General features: G+C 32.1%; 17 protein-coding genes and 1 pseudogene. 5 read left to right on the top strand and 13 right to left on the bottom strand.

Annotation, left to right across the window (positions count from 1 at the left end):
- Positions 1-15: 15 nt before the first annotated feature.
- Both B2217_RS08695 and B2217_RS08690 read right to left on the bottom strand, forming a co-directional pair.
- The gene (locus tag B2217_RS08695; protein ID WP_291122332.1) at positions 16-1,068 is read right to left on the bottom strand and encodes an endonuclease; all 1,053 of its coding nucleotides are present in this window, start codon (positions 1,066-1,068) and stop codon (positions 16-18) included.
- 78 nt (positions 1,069-1,146) lie between these two features.
- Entirely contained in the window at positions 1,147-2,028 is an 882-nt protein-coding gene (locus B2217_RS08690) for a helix-turn-helix domain-containing protein (protein WP_291122330.1), read from the bottom strand.
- A 196-nt stretch (positions 2,029-2,224) separates the two neighbouring features.
- Between B2217_RS08690 and hemA the strand changes: the two genes are divergently transcribed.
- Genes hemA through hemE form a run of 4 tightly spaced genes read left to right on the top strand, consistent with a single transcriptional unit; the run spans position 2,225 to position 6,098 of the window.
- Positions 2,225-3,472, top strand: a complete 1,248-nt coding sequence (hemA, locus tag B2217_RS08685) for a glutamyl-tRNA reductase (protein ID WP_038332101.1) — start codon at positions 2,225-2,227, stop codon at positions 3,470-3,472.
- 7 nt (positions 3,473-3,479) lie between these two features.
- Complete coding sequence (hemC, locus tag B2217_RS08680) at positions 3,480-4,406, top strand: hydroxymethylbilane synthase (RefSeq protein WP_280045312.1); 927 nt, start codon at positions 3,480-3,482, stop codon at positions 4,404-4,406.
- Complete coding sequence (locus B2217_RS08675) at positions 4,406-5,083, top strand: uroporphyrinogen-III synthase (RefSeq protein ID WP_180904969.1); 678 nt, start codon at positions 4,406-4,408, stop codon at positions 5,081-5,083. Before hemC ends, B2217_RS08675 begins: the two co-directional genes overlap by 1 nt.
- Entirely contained in the window at positions 5,070-6,098 is a 1,029-nt protein-coding gene (gene hemE / locus B2217_RS08670) for a uroporphyrinogen decarboxylase (RefSeq protein WP_038332112.1), read from the top strand. Before B2217_RS08675 ends, hemE begins: the two co-directional genes overlap by 14 nt.
- 43 nt (positions 6,099-6,141) lie before the next feature.
- Here the strand turns inward: hemE and B2217_RS08665 are convergent, their stop codons facing one another.
- On the bottom strand, positions 6,142-6,810 hold the full coding sequence (locus B2217_RS08665) for a hypothetical protein (RefSeq protein WP_115001420.1): 669 nt from the start codon (positions 6,808-6,810) through the stop codon (positions 6,142-6,144).
- Between the two features lie 60 nt (positions 6,811-6,870).
- On the bottom strand, positions 6,871-7,155 hold the full coding sequence (locus B2217_RS08660; RefSeq protein WP_147280018.1) for a hypothetical protein: 285 nt from the start codon (positions 7,153-7,155) through the stop codon (positions 6,871-6,873).
- A gap of 386 nt (positions 7,156-7,541) precedes the next feature.
- Between B2217_RS08660 and B2217_RS08655 the strand changes: the two genes are divergently transcribed.
- The gene (locus B2217_RS08655) at positions 7,542-8,321 is read left to right on the top strand and encodes a superoxide dismutase (RefSeq protein WP_244957958.1); all 780 of its coding nucleotides are present in this window, start codon (positions 7,542-7,544) and stop codon (positions 8,319-8,321) included.
- Between the two features lie 70 nt (positions 8,322-8,391).
- On the opposite strand, the gene B2217_RS08650 is transcribed toward B2217_RS08655, so the two are convergent.
- The 9 genes and pseudogenes from B2217_RS08650 to ubiE all read right to left on the bottom strand — a co-directional run bounded on the left by B2217_RS08650 (position 8,392) and on the right by ubiE (position 15,609).
- Complete coding sequence (locus tag B2217_RS08650; RefSeq protein ID WP_115001418.1) at positions 8,392-8,715, bottom strand: T9SS type A sorting domain-containing protein; 324 nt, start codon at positions 8,713-8,715, stop codon at positions 8,392-8,394.
- Between the two features lie 129 nt (positions 8,716-8,844).
- The gene (gene tsf, locus B2217_RS08645) at positions 8,845-9,669 is read right to left on the bottom strand and encodes a translation elongation factor Ts (RefSeq protein WP_038334478.1); all 825 of its coding nucleotides are present in this window, start codon (positions 9,667-9,669) and stop codon (positions 8,845-8,847) included.
- A 114-nt stretch (positions 9,670-9,783) separates the two neighbouring features.
- Positions 9,784-10,530: a 30S ribosomal protein S2 gene (rpsB, locus tag B2217_RS08640; protein WP_038334479.1), complete on the bottom strand. Its 747-nt coding sequence runs from the start codon at positions 10,528-10,530 to the stop codon at positions 9,784-9,786.
- Between the two features lie 124 nt (positions 10,531-10,654).
- Complete coding sequence (rpsI, locus tag B2217_RS08635; RefSeq protein ID WP_038334481.1) at positions 10,655-11,041, bottom strand: 30S ribosomal protein S9; 387 nt, start codon at positions 11,039-11,041, stop codon at positions 10,655-10,657.
- A gap of 9 nt (positions 11,042-11,050) precedes the next feature.
- Positions 11,051-11,506: a 50S ribosomal protein L13 gene (gene rplM / locus B2217_RS08630; protein WP_038334665.1), complete on the bottom strand. Its 456-nt coding sequence runs from the start codon at positions 11,504-11,506 to the stop codon at positions 11,051-11,053.
- A gap of 354 nt (positions 11,507-11,860) precedes the next feature.
- A pseudogene (locus B2217_RS08625) lies at positions 11,861-12,728 on the bottom strand (fumarylacetoacetate hydrolase family protein).
- Between the two features lie 122 nt (positions 12,729-12,850).
- Positions 12,851-13,990: an acyl-CoA dehydrogenase family protein gene (locus B2217_RS08620; protein WP_115001412.1), complete on the bottom strand. Its 1,140-nt coding sequence runs from the start codon at positions 13,988-13,990 to the stop codon at positions 12,851-12,853.
- Positions 13,991-14,041: 51 nt separating this feature from the next.
- Positions 14,042-14,842 (bottom strand): porin family protein, encoded by an 801-nt coding sequence (locus B2217_RS08615; RefSeq protein WP_180904967.1) that lies wholly within the window; start codon positions 14,840-14,842, stop codon positions 14,042-14,044.
- A 26-nt stretch (positions 14,843-14,868) separates the two neighbouring features.
- Positions 14,869-15,609, bottom strand: a complete 741-nt coding sequence (gene ubiE / locus B2217_RS08610) for a bifunctional demethylmenaquinone methyltransferase/2-methoxy-6-polyprenyl-1,4-benzoquinol methylase UbiE (RefSeq protein ID WP_180904966.1) — start codon at positions 15,607-15,609, stop codon at positions 14,869-14,871.
- Positions 15,610-15,624: the final 15 nt, after the last annotated feature.

Raw genomic sequence — 15,624 nt, 5'->3', positions numbered from 1 at the left:
GAATTTTTTGTTTATTTATTTCTTAATCACTTTTTTCGTGATGATTTTTCCATCTTTTAGGTGAATAGATAAAATATACATTCCAGCTGGATAATTTTTCAAATTAACTTCCGAACCTAATTCAATTCCAAGTAAACGACCGTTAAAATCATATAAATTCACATAATCAAAATTCTTAGCATTAATTTTTACCTTATCTGTTGTTGGATTTGGAAAAACTTCTACAAGCGTTTGTTGATAATTGTAATCGTTCGCAGATAATTCAGCCCAAGTATTTTCGGCTTTATCTCCGCCCCAAATTAATGTTGCTAAATACGGATTATCAATAAATGGATTTCGACTTCCTTGCGTTTCGGCAATAATTTCGTTTCGGACTTTCTCAAATTCAGATACTTTATCTTGCACATTCCATTTCAGAAACATATCTGGCATTCCATCATTATTGGTTGTTGTTGTGTTGTTGTACGCAACCAATTGCGGATCAGTTTCCAACCCATAATGTACATACATATACATAATAATTCGTGCCACATCTCCTGTCCATTCATCACCTGGATAAAAACCGCCATTGATTAATTTGGCTTGCCCTGTCACATCTTGTGCCCATTTTTCACGATAAGTATTGTTACTTCTTGTCGAATTTAATTGTCTATCAACTGCACGTAAATTGTGCGCATCTGTACCTGTTCCTGGATATCTCGTGTCTAAAACAGGATTTGCCAATGATTTAGGAAAAACATGTTCACGTTCCCATTTTCCGTTTGCGTTTCCGCCTGTATTGTTTTTATTATTCACATCGCGCGTACGTTGTTCTGAATAAATGGTAGAGTTATCTGTAAAACCATAGATTAACAAAACTCGGCCTTGAGAATCTAAATCCAAGTCCGATTTATCTAAAATATTCCAAACACCAGGAGTGTACGTTACAGCATGATGTGTAGCATTGATTAAATTATGCAATTCTTCTTTTATAGCTTTTCCATTTTGTTTAAAATCTATCCCTTCATAATAAGCTGGCTGTTGGGCAAATGAGATGAAAGGAAGTAAAAGGAGTAAAAGTTTTCTCATAATTATTTATAAATATTTGACAAAAATAAGTATTTATAAATAGTTAAAGAATGATAATCAGTTTAAATTATAAAGAAATTAATTTTGAAACTGTTTGATGTATTGTTTTGGAGTTAAACCATATTTTTTCTTAAATGCTGATATAAAATGTGATGGATTTTCGTAACCAATTTCAAACGAAATATCTTTTACCATTTGTTGATTTTCTTCTAGTTTATGCAACGCAAATTCCAGTTTTTTATCCAACAAATAACCATAAACAGTTGTTCCATAAAGTTCTTTGAAACCTTCTTTCAGATGATATTCAGAAATGGAAAATTTTTCGCAAAGTTGTTTGATAGTTGGCGGATTTTTAAAATCAGCTAATAAATAATCTTTGATTTCTTTGATTCGTTTTCCTTCATTTTCATCATTCAAGAAAGGACAATGCTCAGTTTGACTTTCGATTTCAGAAAAATAAAGCGTGAACAATTCGTACATTTTTCCAATCAAAAATAAATTTTGAAATTGTGGAGAAAGTTTCATTTGTTCAATTTGATTCAAAACTAATTTTATCGCTGGACCAATTTCGCGTTCAATATAAAATTTTTCTTGCGTCATGCTCGAAATCAAATTATTCTGAATTTGATATTCTGCAAACAATTGATGTAATTTCTGAATAGACAAAACCACAATATAAACCTTACTTTCGGCATTTATATTTAGCGATAATGGAATGTCTAATGTCGGATAATAGAACAAAAAACTTTTTCCTTCGTTCAAATTGATTTTATAAATACCATTATTAAAATTAAATGTCAACGAACCTTTTGTACAAAAATAGAATTGTATATAACGCTTGTCAATTCCTTTCAGAATCGTGTCTGTAGAAGCTGTAAAGTTGTCTATTTGAGCGATAAATACGTCTGTTGACAATTTATACTCGTTAATTTTACTTTTATGGGTATTTTTTAAATCCATTTCGAATGATGAGGTTTGTCATATAAAAAACGTGATAATTGTCAACTTCGCTCTTTATAATGGTTTACATACAAATATAAACCTTTAATTTATAATTATTCTAAAAAAGCAAACTTTAATTTTTAGCGTTATTTTTTCTTTTTAAAGTTATTTTTCGAAGACTTTTGAAACTACTTTTGTATCAGTATTTGAAGAAATGGCAATTAGAGGTAATAAAACGGAAGAAAATTTTTACGTAATCGGAATCAGTTATGAAAAAGCTGACGCCATTACACGTGGTAAATTTACTTTTTTCCCGGAACAAGTTGAAACGTTTACACAAGATTCTAAAACGAATGGTTTAGAAAACTTTTTTATTGTATCAACTTGTAATCGTACTGAATTTTATGGTTTTGCAGAAAACGAAGATCAAATCGTTGAGCAATATTGTAAATACACAGAAGGTAATGCAGATGAATTCCGTCAATTTATGATGGTAAAAGAAGGAGAAGAAGCGATTACACATTTATTCCGAGTTTCGTCGGGATTAGAAAGTCAGATTTTAGGTGATTTTGATATCATCGGACAAATCAAAATTTGGTTTTCTCGTTTCAAAAAACAAGGTGCATCAAATGCTTTTTTAGAGCGTTTGGTAAATACTGCGATCCAAATTAGTAAAAAAGTGAAGAACGAAACTTTCTTAAGTAACGGTTCTGCTTCGGTTGCATATTCTGCGGTTAATTTTATTCAAGCAACGCAAGGAAACTTGGTAGACAAAAATATTTTGTTGTACGGAATTGGTAAAATTGGTCGTAATACGTGCGCTAATTTGGTCAAACATTATCCAAATACAAACATTACGTTAATCAATCGTACAAAAGAAAAGGCGGAAGTTCTTGGATTGAAATATGATATTACCGTAAAAGATCACAGCGAATTAAAAGAAGAATTACAAAAAACAGATATTCTAATTGTTGCAACGGGAGCAAGTAATTACACGATTACAGAAGAAATGATTCCGTTCGATAAGGAAATGACGATTATTGATATGTCAGTTCCAGAAAATGTAATTCATACATTGGCTGCTCGCGAATCTATACAATTGGTAAATGTGGACGGATTGTCTAAAATGGTAGATGATACAATTGCGCAACGTCGCAATGCAATTCCAGAAGCTTTGGCAATTATAGAGGAGCATTCTACAGAGTTTTACGAATGGTTAGAAACCAGAGAATTGGTTCCTGCTATTCAATCTTTCAAAGATAGATTAGACTTTTTTCAGAGTTTTGCTTTAAATAATTTGAAAAAAGATAATGTAAACATTGACGAAAATGAAACGATTTTAACTGAAAAAGTAATTCAGAAAATTACAAATCAGTTTGCTTCTTATTTGATTGAAAATAAAGAAAATGCAGACGAAACAATTCAGTTAATCGAAAAAATGTTTCATTTAAAACAAGCTTAATACAATCATGAAAACAATAAAAATTGGTACACGTCAAAGTCCGTTAGCGCTTTGGCAAGCCAATAAAGTTGCTTCTATTCTTGAGGCAAAAGGTCATCCAACAGAAATCGTTCCGATTACTTCTGAAGGTGATGCAAATCTAAAACAACCCATTTATTCATTAGGTTTAACAGGTGTTTTTACGCGTTCATTGGACATTGCTTTGTTGAATGATCAAGTGGATATTGCGGTTCATTCGTTGAAAGATGTACCAACTGTTTTACCAGAAACATTAGAGTTGATTGCATATCCAGAGCGTGCAAGTTCTGCGGATATTTTGGTGTACAAATCGGAAGATATTTTCGAGAAAGAACACCGAATTATTGCAACAGGATCTTTGCGTCGTAAAGCATTTTGGAATCATAAATATCCAAATGATACGATTGTAGATTTACGAGGAAATGTGCAATTACGTCTGAAAAAGTTGCAAGATAATGCAGATTGGGACGGAGCTGTATTTGCTTTTGCAGGTTTGGATCGTTCAGAAATTTTAGATGAATTGGCAGAAAAAGGTCTTCATTATAAAGTGATTGATTGGATGATTGCTGCGCCATCTCAAGGGATTTTAGGAATTGTTGCAAAAGAAGGTTTGGATTTGAGTGATATTAATAATCCACAATGTGAACTTTTTGCAACAGTAGAACGCCAATTCTTGAATGTTTTAGAAGGAGGTTGTACAGCGCCAATTGGTGCGTTAGTTGAGAAAATTGATGAAGAAAATTACTCATTCAAAGGAGCAATTTTATCAATTGATGGACAAGAAATGATTTCAATCGAAAGACAATTCAAAGCAGATGAATATTTGACAAAAGGTCGCGAATTTGCTGAAGAATGTATTGCGCAAGGTGCTGCAAAAATGATTGAAGAAATTAAAAAAGAAATCGGAACGAAATAGTGCGAACGAAGATTTTATTCACGAAGTTAATTTCTCCTGAATTACTTGAAAAAGAATTTGGAACTGATGTTGAGGTGGTTTGTAAACCAACTTTACAAATCGAATTGACTTCGAAAAATGAAATTTCTGCACAGATTGATGAATCCGTTCATCAATTTATTGTGACGAGTCAAAATACAGTAAATGCCATTCAAGGATTGGAATTGAATGGTCATTTTTTTGTTGTTGGAAAAAAAACGGCAGAAAAACTAAAAGCGCAAAACAGAAAGGTTGTGTTGATTGAAGATTATGCAGAAGATTTAGCTCCGAAATTGATTTCAGGAAATTATTCTCCGAAATGGAATTTCTTGTGCGGTTCTTCGCGCCGAGATTTGTTGGTGAATGAATTGTCAAAAGCAAATCAAGAAGTCAATCAAATCATTACATATCAATCAGAACAGGTTGTTTATCAATTAAATGAAACTTTTGATGCGTATGCTTTTTTTAGTCCGTTATCATTCAAAGCATTTCATCAACAAAATGAAATTTCGGAAAGTTCGCGTATTTTTACAATCGGAAATACAACAACTTCTGCGATACAAGAAGTTTATCCAAATCATGAAATTATAACTGCGCAAACACCATTGGTGGAAGTGGTTATCGAAAATATAAAAAAATACATCAATGATAAAAAATGATTTGCTTTTAAAAGCATTGAGAGGTGAGGAGGTAGAGCGTCCGCCAGTGTGGATGATGCGTCAAGCAGGACGTTATTTACCAGAATTTATCGAATTGAGAGATAAATATGATTTCTTTACACGTTGTCAAACGCCAGAATTAGCGGCTGAAATTACAGTTCAACCAATTCGTCGTTTTCCGTTGGATGCAGCCATTATCTTTTCGGATATTTTGGTTGTACCACAAGCAATGGGAATGAATTTCGAGATGAAACCTGGTGTTGGTCCGTGGTTAGAGAATCCTATTCGTACAGCTCAAGATGTAGAAAAAGTTTATATTCCTGATGTTGAAGAAGAGTTAGGTTACGTTTATGCAGCGATGGATATCACAAAGAAAGAATTGGATAATAATATTCCGTTGATTGGTTTTGCAGGATCGCCTTGGACATTGTTGTGTTATGCAGTGGAAGGTCGTGGTTCTAAATCTTTTGATCAAGCGAAAGGTTTTTGTTTTCAAAATCCAGTTGCTGCGCATCAATTGTTAGAAAAAATCACTCAAACTACGATTCAATATTTGTTGAAAAAAGTGGAACATGGTGCAAATGTGATTCAGATTTTTGATTCTTGGGGTGGAATGTTATCGCCAAAAGATTATGACGAATTTTCTTGGAAATACATCGAGCAAATTGTAAATGAAGTTTCTAAAGTAGTTCCTGTAACAGTTTTTGCAAAAGGTTGTTGGTTTGCTTTAGAGAAAATGGCCGATTCTAAAGCTTCTGCTTTGGGTGTTGATTGGACAATTACGCCGCAATTAGCGCGTGAGTTTACAGGTTTCAAAAAGACGTTACAAGGTAATTTTGATCCTTCTCGTTTGTTATCGCCACCAGAAACTATTCAGCAAATGGTAAAAGAAATGATTGACGATTTTGGTCCTTATAAATACATTGCCAATCTAGGTCACGGAATTTTACCAAATATTCCAGTTGAAAATGCACAAGCTTTTATAGAAGCTGTTGTAAATTATAAGAGAGATTAAGAAACTCGATATAACAAGAAACCTTCCGTAATGGAAGGTTTTTTTATTGAATATATAATTTAAATTTTACGATATTATTTAGATCTTTTGTATAATAAGCGATCCAATAATAATTATTCTCTTTACTTAAAATTCTATATTGATATATTTCTCCTTTTCTACTAAATGATTTTTTCATTGAATTATTGCTTTCTAAAAACTCTAGATTAAAATCATTATTTTTTATCCAATATAATTTTAGTTTAGAAAAAGATTCATCAATAAAATATTCAATCCAATTATTATCTTCAATTTTTACAATTGTTTTATTTCCTTCGTAGTCAAAATAATATAATTCAGAAGCTGACTTTACTAAATTATAATCTTTATCATTGATTGTTGATTTAGGCAAATTTTCTAAAGTAATCCAGTTTTCATTATTTTTTTCAGAGAATTTCTTTATTATATCAGTGTATTCTTTACATTTTTTTTGAAATCTATAAAAAATAGCTTCTTCTTCAGCTTGAATTTCATCTTTTGAAAAATCTTTAAAATATTTAATTAAACTAACATCTTGATTAACTAAATTAATTCTATCTAAATCATTAAGATTTTTATTTTCGGAAAGGATATTACAAAGATTATGAATTAGTATATCTCTTTTTTCATCAATATTTTGTGAAAAAGAAATTGAACAAATTATAAATAGAATATAAGTTAGGTAATATTTCATTTTTGGTTTTTTATAATTAATAAAATAAGAATAATTAAAATATCTGAAATAAAATAGTGTTTATTTTGCAAAATTTTTTGAGAGTTTATCGCTGAAAATAATTCCAATAAATGAAAGTAGAATAATAATTGAACTCGAAATTAAATCAGAAGTTAGTCCATCTTGAAAAGAATCTTTTACACTAAAATACTTAATTGTTGTATTGATAAAAATAGGTAATTGAAAAATCAATAAAATAATCGAAACGATTATTATCGAAATCTGCGCATATTTTTGAATAGGAATTGTAAGATTTTCAATTCTTGTATCTTCAAAATATTTTTCGATTCTAAGAAATCTAATCATAATTTCTGTTTTATAAATGAAAGTATAATAAATCAAAAACAGTACAATGAATAGAATTATAAGCGTGATGTAAGGAAATAAAACGATATTTTGACTTTTTATTTCTTCAGGAAATATTACATCAAAGTTCATTAACAGATTGATTTGCTCGGGAAAAAATGTTATAAAAGTTTCTATAATAAAGAAAAAACCAATCAATTTGATTATGATTGCAAATAGATTTTTAATCGTCATTTTGTTTCGTGTTAATTATTATAAATGTAATAAAAATACATTCTAATCTCCATTTTAACAGAAAATTAAAAGAAATCAATTTTATATTCGATAGTTTTAGTATATTTTAGTAGAAATATTAATATCATAAGTAAACTACATAAAAGAATAAGATGAAAAAGGGTATATTTTTGATGTCAGTTTTGGGTGTTCTTTTCTTTGTTCAGTCATGCGAAACGAAGAAAGAAAATGCTGACTCAACAACTAAAGAAGTTGTAAAACAAGATACAGTGCAAGCTGCTGCAGAGCCTGTTGGAAATCCTACAGATGTTAAAGCTGACCCAGGAACTTTCCAAATTAAACCTTTGAAATATGGTTACGATGAATTGAACGAATACATTGATGCAAAAACAATGGAAGTTCATTTCTCTAAACATTATTTAGGATACATCAACAAATTGAATACAGCGCTGAAAGAAGCAAATATCAAATCGAATGATATTGTAGACATTTTGAAAAAAATGGATATGAATAATGCTGCTTTACGCAACAATGCTGGTGGATATTACAATCACATGTTATATTTCGATATTATGTCTCCAACGCCGCAGAAAGCGCCTACAGGAGATCTTAAAGCGAAGATTGATGCAACATTTGGTTCTACAGAAGAATTGATGAAACAATTGGACGAAGCAGGTTCTAAACGTTTTGGTTCTGGTTGGGCTTGGTTAGTTGTGAAAGAAGACGGAAGTTTGGCAGTTACAAGTACAGCAAATCAAGATAATCCATTGATGCCAGGAGCAGAGGTTGCAGGAACGCCAATTTTAGGAATTGATGTTTGGGAACATGCTTATTATTTAAAATACCAAAACAAACGCGATGATTATTTGAAAGCGTTTAACAATGTTTTGGATTGGAAACAAGTTGAAGATAATTACAAGAAAGCGAAATAGACTTTCGAGTAACGACATAAAAAAAGCTTCTCAAATTTTTGAGAAGCTTTTTTGTTTTATATGAATAATTTTAATTCTTAATCAACGATTGTGTTTCTGTTGTTCCATCTTCATTAAAAACGCGAACAATGTATTTTCCTTTTTTCAAACTTTGTACATTAAAGTTTGCTTTTTGGCTTCCGTCTAATTTTTTATTCATTACTTCATTTCCAATAATCGAATATATCGACACCGAACTTGCTTTCGATGGATTATCAAATTTTATTGTAAACGTAGAACTCGCAGGATTTGGATAAATACTAACAGAGCCTTTGTCCTGATCAAATCTCGACTGAGCTGATGCAGATGTTATGGTGAATAAAAATATAGTTATAAATAGTATAAAGTGTTTCATATGCTTGTAATCCTAACAAATATAAAAATAAATAATTATAAAACAAACATTTCAAATTATATACCAAACAAAAAAGTGATGCTAAATTTTAGCATCACTTTAAGATATATAATAAAAATTATAAACTTATTATAAGCTGTAACGGATAAATCCAGTTACTTTCAAGTCAGCGTTAACAGCTTTAACGACATCTTGAACAGAAGTTTTTCCGTCTTTGATTGACGCTTGGTGAACTAATGTATTCTCTTTGAAGAATTTTTGTAATTTACCTTGAGCGATGTTTTCAATCATGTTTTCTGGTTTACCTTCTGCAACTAAAGTTTCTCTAGCGATAGATAATTCAGTATCAATTACAGATTGAGCAACAGAAGTTTCATCTAATGCTACTGGGTTCATAGCAGCAACTTGCATAGCAACGTCACGAGCTACTTCAGAAGCACCTTCTACGTTAGCAGATAAAGAAACTACAGCACCAATTTTGTTACCAGCGTGGATGTAAGAATTAACGATAGCACCTTCGATAGCTTGGAAAGTACCAATTTCGATTTTTTCTCCAATAACACCTGTTTGCTCAGTTAATTTTTCACCAACTGTAATTCCTGCGAATGGTAAAGCTAATAATTCTTCTTTAGAGTTAACTGTTAAAGCTAAATCAGCGATTTCATTAGCCATAGCAACGAAAGCTTCATTTTTAGCAACGAAGTCAGTCTCACAGTTCAAAGCGATAACGATACCTTTAGTTTGGTCAGCGTTAACTTTAGCGATAACTGCACCTTCTGTAGAATCACGGTCAGCTCTTTTAGCAGCTACTTTTTGTCCTTGTTTACGTAAAACTTCTACAGCTTTATCGAAATCTCCACCAGCTTCTTCTAAAGCTTTTTTAGAGTCCATCATTCCCGCACCAGTTGCGTTTCTTAATTTACTTACCTCAGCGGCTGTTGCTTTGTAGCTCATAGTAATATTTTTATTTTGTTTCTTAATATTTTAAATAAAAGTAGCTCGTACACCACAAAGTGGTGTAGGAGCTACAAGGTATATTATATCGATGAATTGATCATCAAGTTAATGTTAAGCTTCTTTTGTTTCAGCTCCTTCTTCTTTACCTTCTTTTGCTTTTTCTTTTTCTGCTTTACGTGTAGATAAACCAGCTTTGATAGAATCAGCTACTGTAGATAAGATGATATCGATAGATTTAGAAGCATCATCATTTGCAGGGATTGGGAAATCTACTTGACGTGGGTCAGTATTTGTATCAACCATTGCAAAGATTGGAATACCCAATTTTTGAGCTTCAGCTACAGCGATGTGCTCACGTACGATATCTACAATAAATACTGCAGATGGTAAACGTGTCATATCAGCGATAGAACCTAAGTTTTTCTCTAAAGATGCTCTTTGACGATCAACTTGTAATCTTTCTTTTTTAGATAGTGTTTCAAACGTACCGTCTTTTTTCATACGATCGATTGAATTCATTTTTTTAACTGCTTTACGGATAGTAACAAAGTTAGTTAACATCCCACCAGGCCAACGTTCTGTAATATAAGGCATGTTGATTTCTTCAGCATGCTTAGCTACAACATCTTTCGCTTGTTTTTTAGTTGCAACAAAAAGAACTTTACGTCCAGATGCAGCAATTTTTCCTAAAGCTTCAGATGCTTCATCTAATTTCACTGCAGTTTTGTGAAGGTCGATGATGTGGATTCCGTTTTTCTCCATAAAAATATAAGGAGCCATAGCCGGATTCCATTTTCTTGTTAAGTGACCAAAGTGCACACCAGCACCTAATAAGTCCTTTACATTTACTTTTGCCATTTTCTTTTTTTTAGTTTACGTTCCGTTATCTCAACAAGCAACAAACAAGTGGTCGAAAAATTCTAGCCTTATTTGTTTAGATGCTAAACCAACGGAAAATGGATTTTTTAATGAATTGAATAAATTAACGTTTAGAGAATTGGAATTTCTTACGCGCTTTCTTTTGACCGAATTTTTTACGTTCAACCATACGTGGGTCACGTGTTAATAACCCTTCTGGTTTTAATTGTAAACGAAAATCTGCGTCAACTTCACATAAAGCTCTAGAAATTGCTAAACGAATTGCTTCAGCCTGACCAGTGATTCCACCACCAAATACTTTGATATCTACATTGTATTTCTCTTTTGTACCAGTGATTAAAAATGGTTGTTCTACTTTGTATTGTAATACTGCCGTAGGGAAGTAGATTGCTAACTCGCGCCCGTTAATGAAGATTTCTCCATTACCTTCTTGTAAGTATACACGAGCAACAGATGTTTTTCTACGTCCGATTTTATGAACTATTGCCATGGAATTAGATTATAAATATTCGTTAATATCGATTTGTTTTGGTTGTTGAGCTTCGTGATTGTGCTCAGTACCAACAAATACATGTAAATTAGTCAATAATTTACTACCCAATTTATTTTTAGGTAACATTCCTTTTACTGACTTTTCGATTAAGCGTACAGGATCTTTTGCAAAAACTTCTTTCGCAGTTAAAGATCTTTGTCCACCTGGGTAACCTGTGTGACGGATGTATAATTTGTCATCCCATTTGTTACCTGTTAATTGAATTTTGTCAGCGTTTAAAACAATTACATAATCTCCACAATCTGCATGAGGAGTGAAGTTTGTTTTGTGCTTACCTCTGATAAGCTTCGCAACACCTGACGCTAAACGACCTAATGATAAGTCAGAAGCGTCCACAACTACCCATTCTTTCTGAGCAGTTTCTTTGTTGGCTGATGAAGTTTTGTAACTTAACGTGTCCACTATCTTGATTTTTAATATTTTATAAATTACCGACAATCCGATCGGGGTGCAAATGTACAAAATGATTCTGTTTTCCCAAAAGATTTTAGGAATTATTCATCATTTTGATGGATTTGTACCATTTAGACGGTTGTCAAAACCGTTTGCAAAATTACGTTAATTAATTGAATATCCAATATTTTTTTCGAATTAGACGTTCTATTTAACCGATTGATTGTTTTAAAATGATTAACAGATTACATAAAAAAGTATTCATTTTATCGTTTAATCAATTAAGTATGATGCTAAACAAAATTTAAAAACCGCGCAATTCAAAATTTAAATTGCACGGTTTTTATTGTAAGATATCTTATTTTAACCTCTTGAGAAAGGTAAAATAGTTTGAGTTGTAGAACCTAAACCTTCAATTCCATATTCGATAACATCTCCTGGTTTTAACCAAACTTGAGGTGTTTTCCCCATTCCTGATCCTGCTGGAGAACCTGTAGAAATAATATCTCCTGGTAAGAAAGACATAAATTGAGATAGGTAAGAAATTAATTTAGGAATACGGTAAATAAAATCACTTGTATTACCATCTTGCATTAATTCTCCGTTTAATTTTAACCAAACACGTAAATTATTTACATCCTCGATTTCGTCTTTTGTTGCAATAAAAGGTCCAACAGGTGCAAATGTATCACATCCTTTTCCTTTGTCCCAAGTACCACCACGTTCTGTTTGGAAAGCACGTTCAGAAATATCATTAATCAATGCATAACCATATACGTGATTCATTGCGTCTTCTTCCGTTACATTATTTGCTTTTTCACCAATAATAATACAAAGTTCTGTTTCCCAGTCCATTTTTGTAGAACCATTTGGTTGCATAATTCCGTCTTCTGGTCCGTTAAACGATTGATTCGCTTTGATAAACATAATCGGTTCTGCTTGTTGTTGTAAACCTGTTTNNTATTTCTTTTACGTGATCATCGAAGTTAAGACCTACACAAACAATTTTTCCTGGACGAGTTAAAGGTGTACCAATACGTACATCATCTTCAACTAATGGCAAGCTATTAATGTTAAGCTCGATATATTTTTGTAAAGTTTCTTGTTTTTCTGTATTTCCAAAAAAATCATCATCATAAATAATTCCAGATGCTGAAACATCGAATTTTTTCTCATCGATGATTACACCTGATTTCTCCTGACCTTTTGGTCCGAATCTAAAAATTTTCATCTTCTTTATATTTTTTCCGCCACAAATATACGACGTATTGTTTTTTGATTAAATAAATAAAAAAAGACATCTGTCATTAACAAATGTCTCATAAAGATAAAAATAATTATATTTATCTAAAATTATTTAGCAATTCCTCTCGAAATTACAATTTTTTGAATTTCTGATGTTCCTTCGTAAATCTGAGTAATTTTTGCATCACGCATCATACGCTCTACATGATACTCACGAACATAACCATTTCCTCCATGAATTTGAACGGCTTCCGAAGCAACTTCGTTCGCTGTTTTAGAAGCAAATAGTTTTGCCATTGCACCAGAAATAGAAATATCTTTTCCTTCGTCTTTCTCAACCGCAGCTTTGAAACATAACATACGAGCAGCTGTAATATTAGTTGCCATATCTGCTAATTTGAATGCAACAGCTTGATGATTGATGATTTCTGTTTTGAATGCTTTACGAATTTTTGCATAATCTAACGCTAATTCATAAGCACCTTGAGCAATACCTAATGCTTGAGAAGCAATACCGATACGTCCTCCGTTTAAGACATTCATTGCGAAAGCAAATCCAAATCCATCTTCACCGATACGGTTTTCTTTTGGAACTTTTACATCATTAAAGAATAATGAATGTGTGTCAGAACCACGGATTCCCATTTTTTGCTCTTTTGGTCCAATTTCGAAACCTGCCCATCCTTTTTCTACGATGAAAGCATTGATTCCTTTGTGACCTTTTTCTGGATCAGTTTGAGCGATTACTAAATAAGTAGAAGCTGTTCCACCATTCGTAATCCAGTTTTTTGTTCCATTTAATAAATAGTGATCTCCCATATCTACCGCAGTAGTTTTTTGAGAAGTTGCATCAGAACCAGCGTCTGGCTCAGATAAACAAAATGCTCCGATCACTTGACCAGAAGCTAATGGTACTAAATATTTTTGTTTTTGATCTTCGTTACAATATTTTTCCATACCAGCACAAACCAAAGAGTTGTTAACTGACATGACAACAGCAGCAGAAGCATCAACTTTAGCGATTTCTTCCATTGCAATGACATAAGAAACGCTATCTAAACCAGATCCTCCGTATTTTGGGTCAACCATCATACCTAAGAATCCAAGTTCTCCCATTTTTTTTACTGCATCAGTTGGGAAAGTAGATGTTTCATCGCGTTCGATAACTCCTGGTAATAATTCGGCTTTAGCGAAATCACGAGCAGCTTCTTGAATCATTAATTGTTCTTCCGATAATTGAAAATTCATGTGATTATTTATTTATGGTTTTTATTATTTTGTGATTATGACTTTTAATTTTTATTCAAATTTTAGAGAAAAAACAAATGCTCTGGTTGATAATGAATTCAAGCTTCCTGTCCAATAAGGGTCTGTAGAAGGTTTATCAGGAACAATTTCATTATTAAAGAAGAACATACCTTTTAGAGCTGGTGTAAGTTTAAATCGTTTGAAATAAATTTCAACTCCAATTTCAGCTTGCCAGTTAAAGTTATTCGTTGTTGTTCTAAAAACTCCAGTTGCGTTATCGTCTTCCTTATTTTCGTTAGATTGTAAATTCATTAGATAACCCAAACCTCCTTGAATGTATGGACGTGTATTGAACCAACGATCTCCGTGAAAGTTAAGTAACAATGGAATTTCGATATAAGTAGATTTTACTTCGCGTTTTACATTAGAATCTTCTAAATCTCCTTCATAAGTACCAGTTGATGTACCAGCTAAAGGGGCATTACGAAAATGTAAAATACGTTGAGCAAAATGCAATCCTGGTTCTGATTTTAAATCAATATAATCATTTACTCGCATTTTTGCGATTAATCCAACAGAGAAACCAGCTTTACTTTCTTGATCTAAATAAACTAAACCGTGTTCATTTACTCCATCATCTTCTGGAGTTTGAGGAGTTCCTGGTAACGGATTTGTTTGAGCTTTAGGAACAATCTTGTAACTCATCATATTAGTTCCCAAGAAATATCCAAAACTAAATTTTTTCTGATCAGTTTCAGTTCTGTTTTCGCTTCTGTCATTATTAGGGCGAAACTGCGCATTTGCAATGCTAGCAACAGTTAACGATAATGCGATGATTAGATTTTTTCTCATAGACTTTCAACGAATAACAAGCAATTTTATTTTATACTCTTATAAATGCTTGCAATACCAAAAGTAAGTTTTTTATCAATAGGTTGTGTAAATTTTACACTTTTCAGGATGTTTTTCATTTCTTCTCCATGTGGAAAAGCACGAACTGAATCTGGTAAATAGGTATAAGCACTTTGATCTTTCGAAACCATTTTACCAATTGCAGGTAAAATATTTTTAGAATAAAACGTGTACAATTGTTTCATTGGGAAAGCTGTAGGATAAGAAAACTCTAAAATAACAAAAGTTCCGCCTGGTCTTAAAACACGATTAATTTCTGCTAAACCTTTCTCTAAGTTTTCAAAATTACGAACACCAAAAGAAACGGTTACACAGTCAAAAGTGTTATCAGGAAAAGGTAAATTTTCCGAATCACCTTGTACCATTTCGATACGATTTTCTAATCCAGCTTCTTTTACTTTTTTGCGACCAACTTCCAACATTCCGTTAGATAAGTCTAATCCAGTAATTTTTGCATCGATATTTTTACCCATCATAATCGCTAAATCTCCTGTTCCAGTCGCGATATCTAAAATCGTTTTTGGTTGAGAAGCTTTTACCATTTTGATGACATCTTTTCGCCATTGAATATCTATTCCCATTGATAAAACACGGTTTAATAAATCGTATTTTGGCGAAATATTATCGAACATTTGCTCGACTTGTTTCTTTTTATTTAGATCTGATGCTTCGTAAGGAGTTACTGCATCGTGTTGATGATTTGCCATTTTGTAAAGTTATAA

The organism is Empedobacter sp. UBA7620, assembly GCF_002484185.1.
In the GTDB taxonomy this organism is placed as follows: Bacteria; Bacteroidota; Bacteroidia; order Flavobacteriales; family Weeksellaceae; genus Empedobacter; species Empedobacter falsenii_C.
Note: the sequence above shows the minus strand (reverse complement) of the source record. Positions and strands in the feature narration are given on the sequence as shown.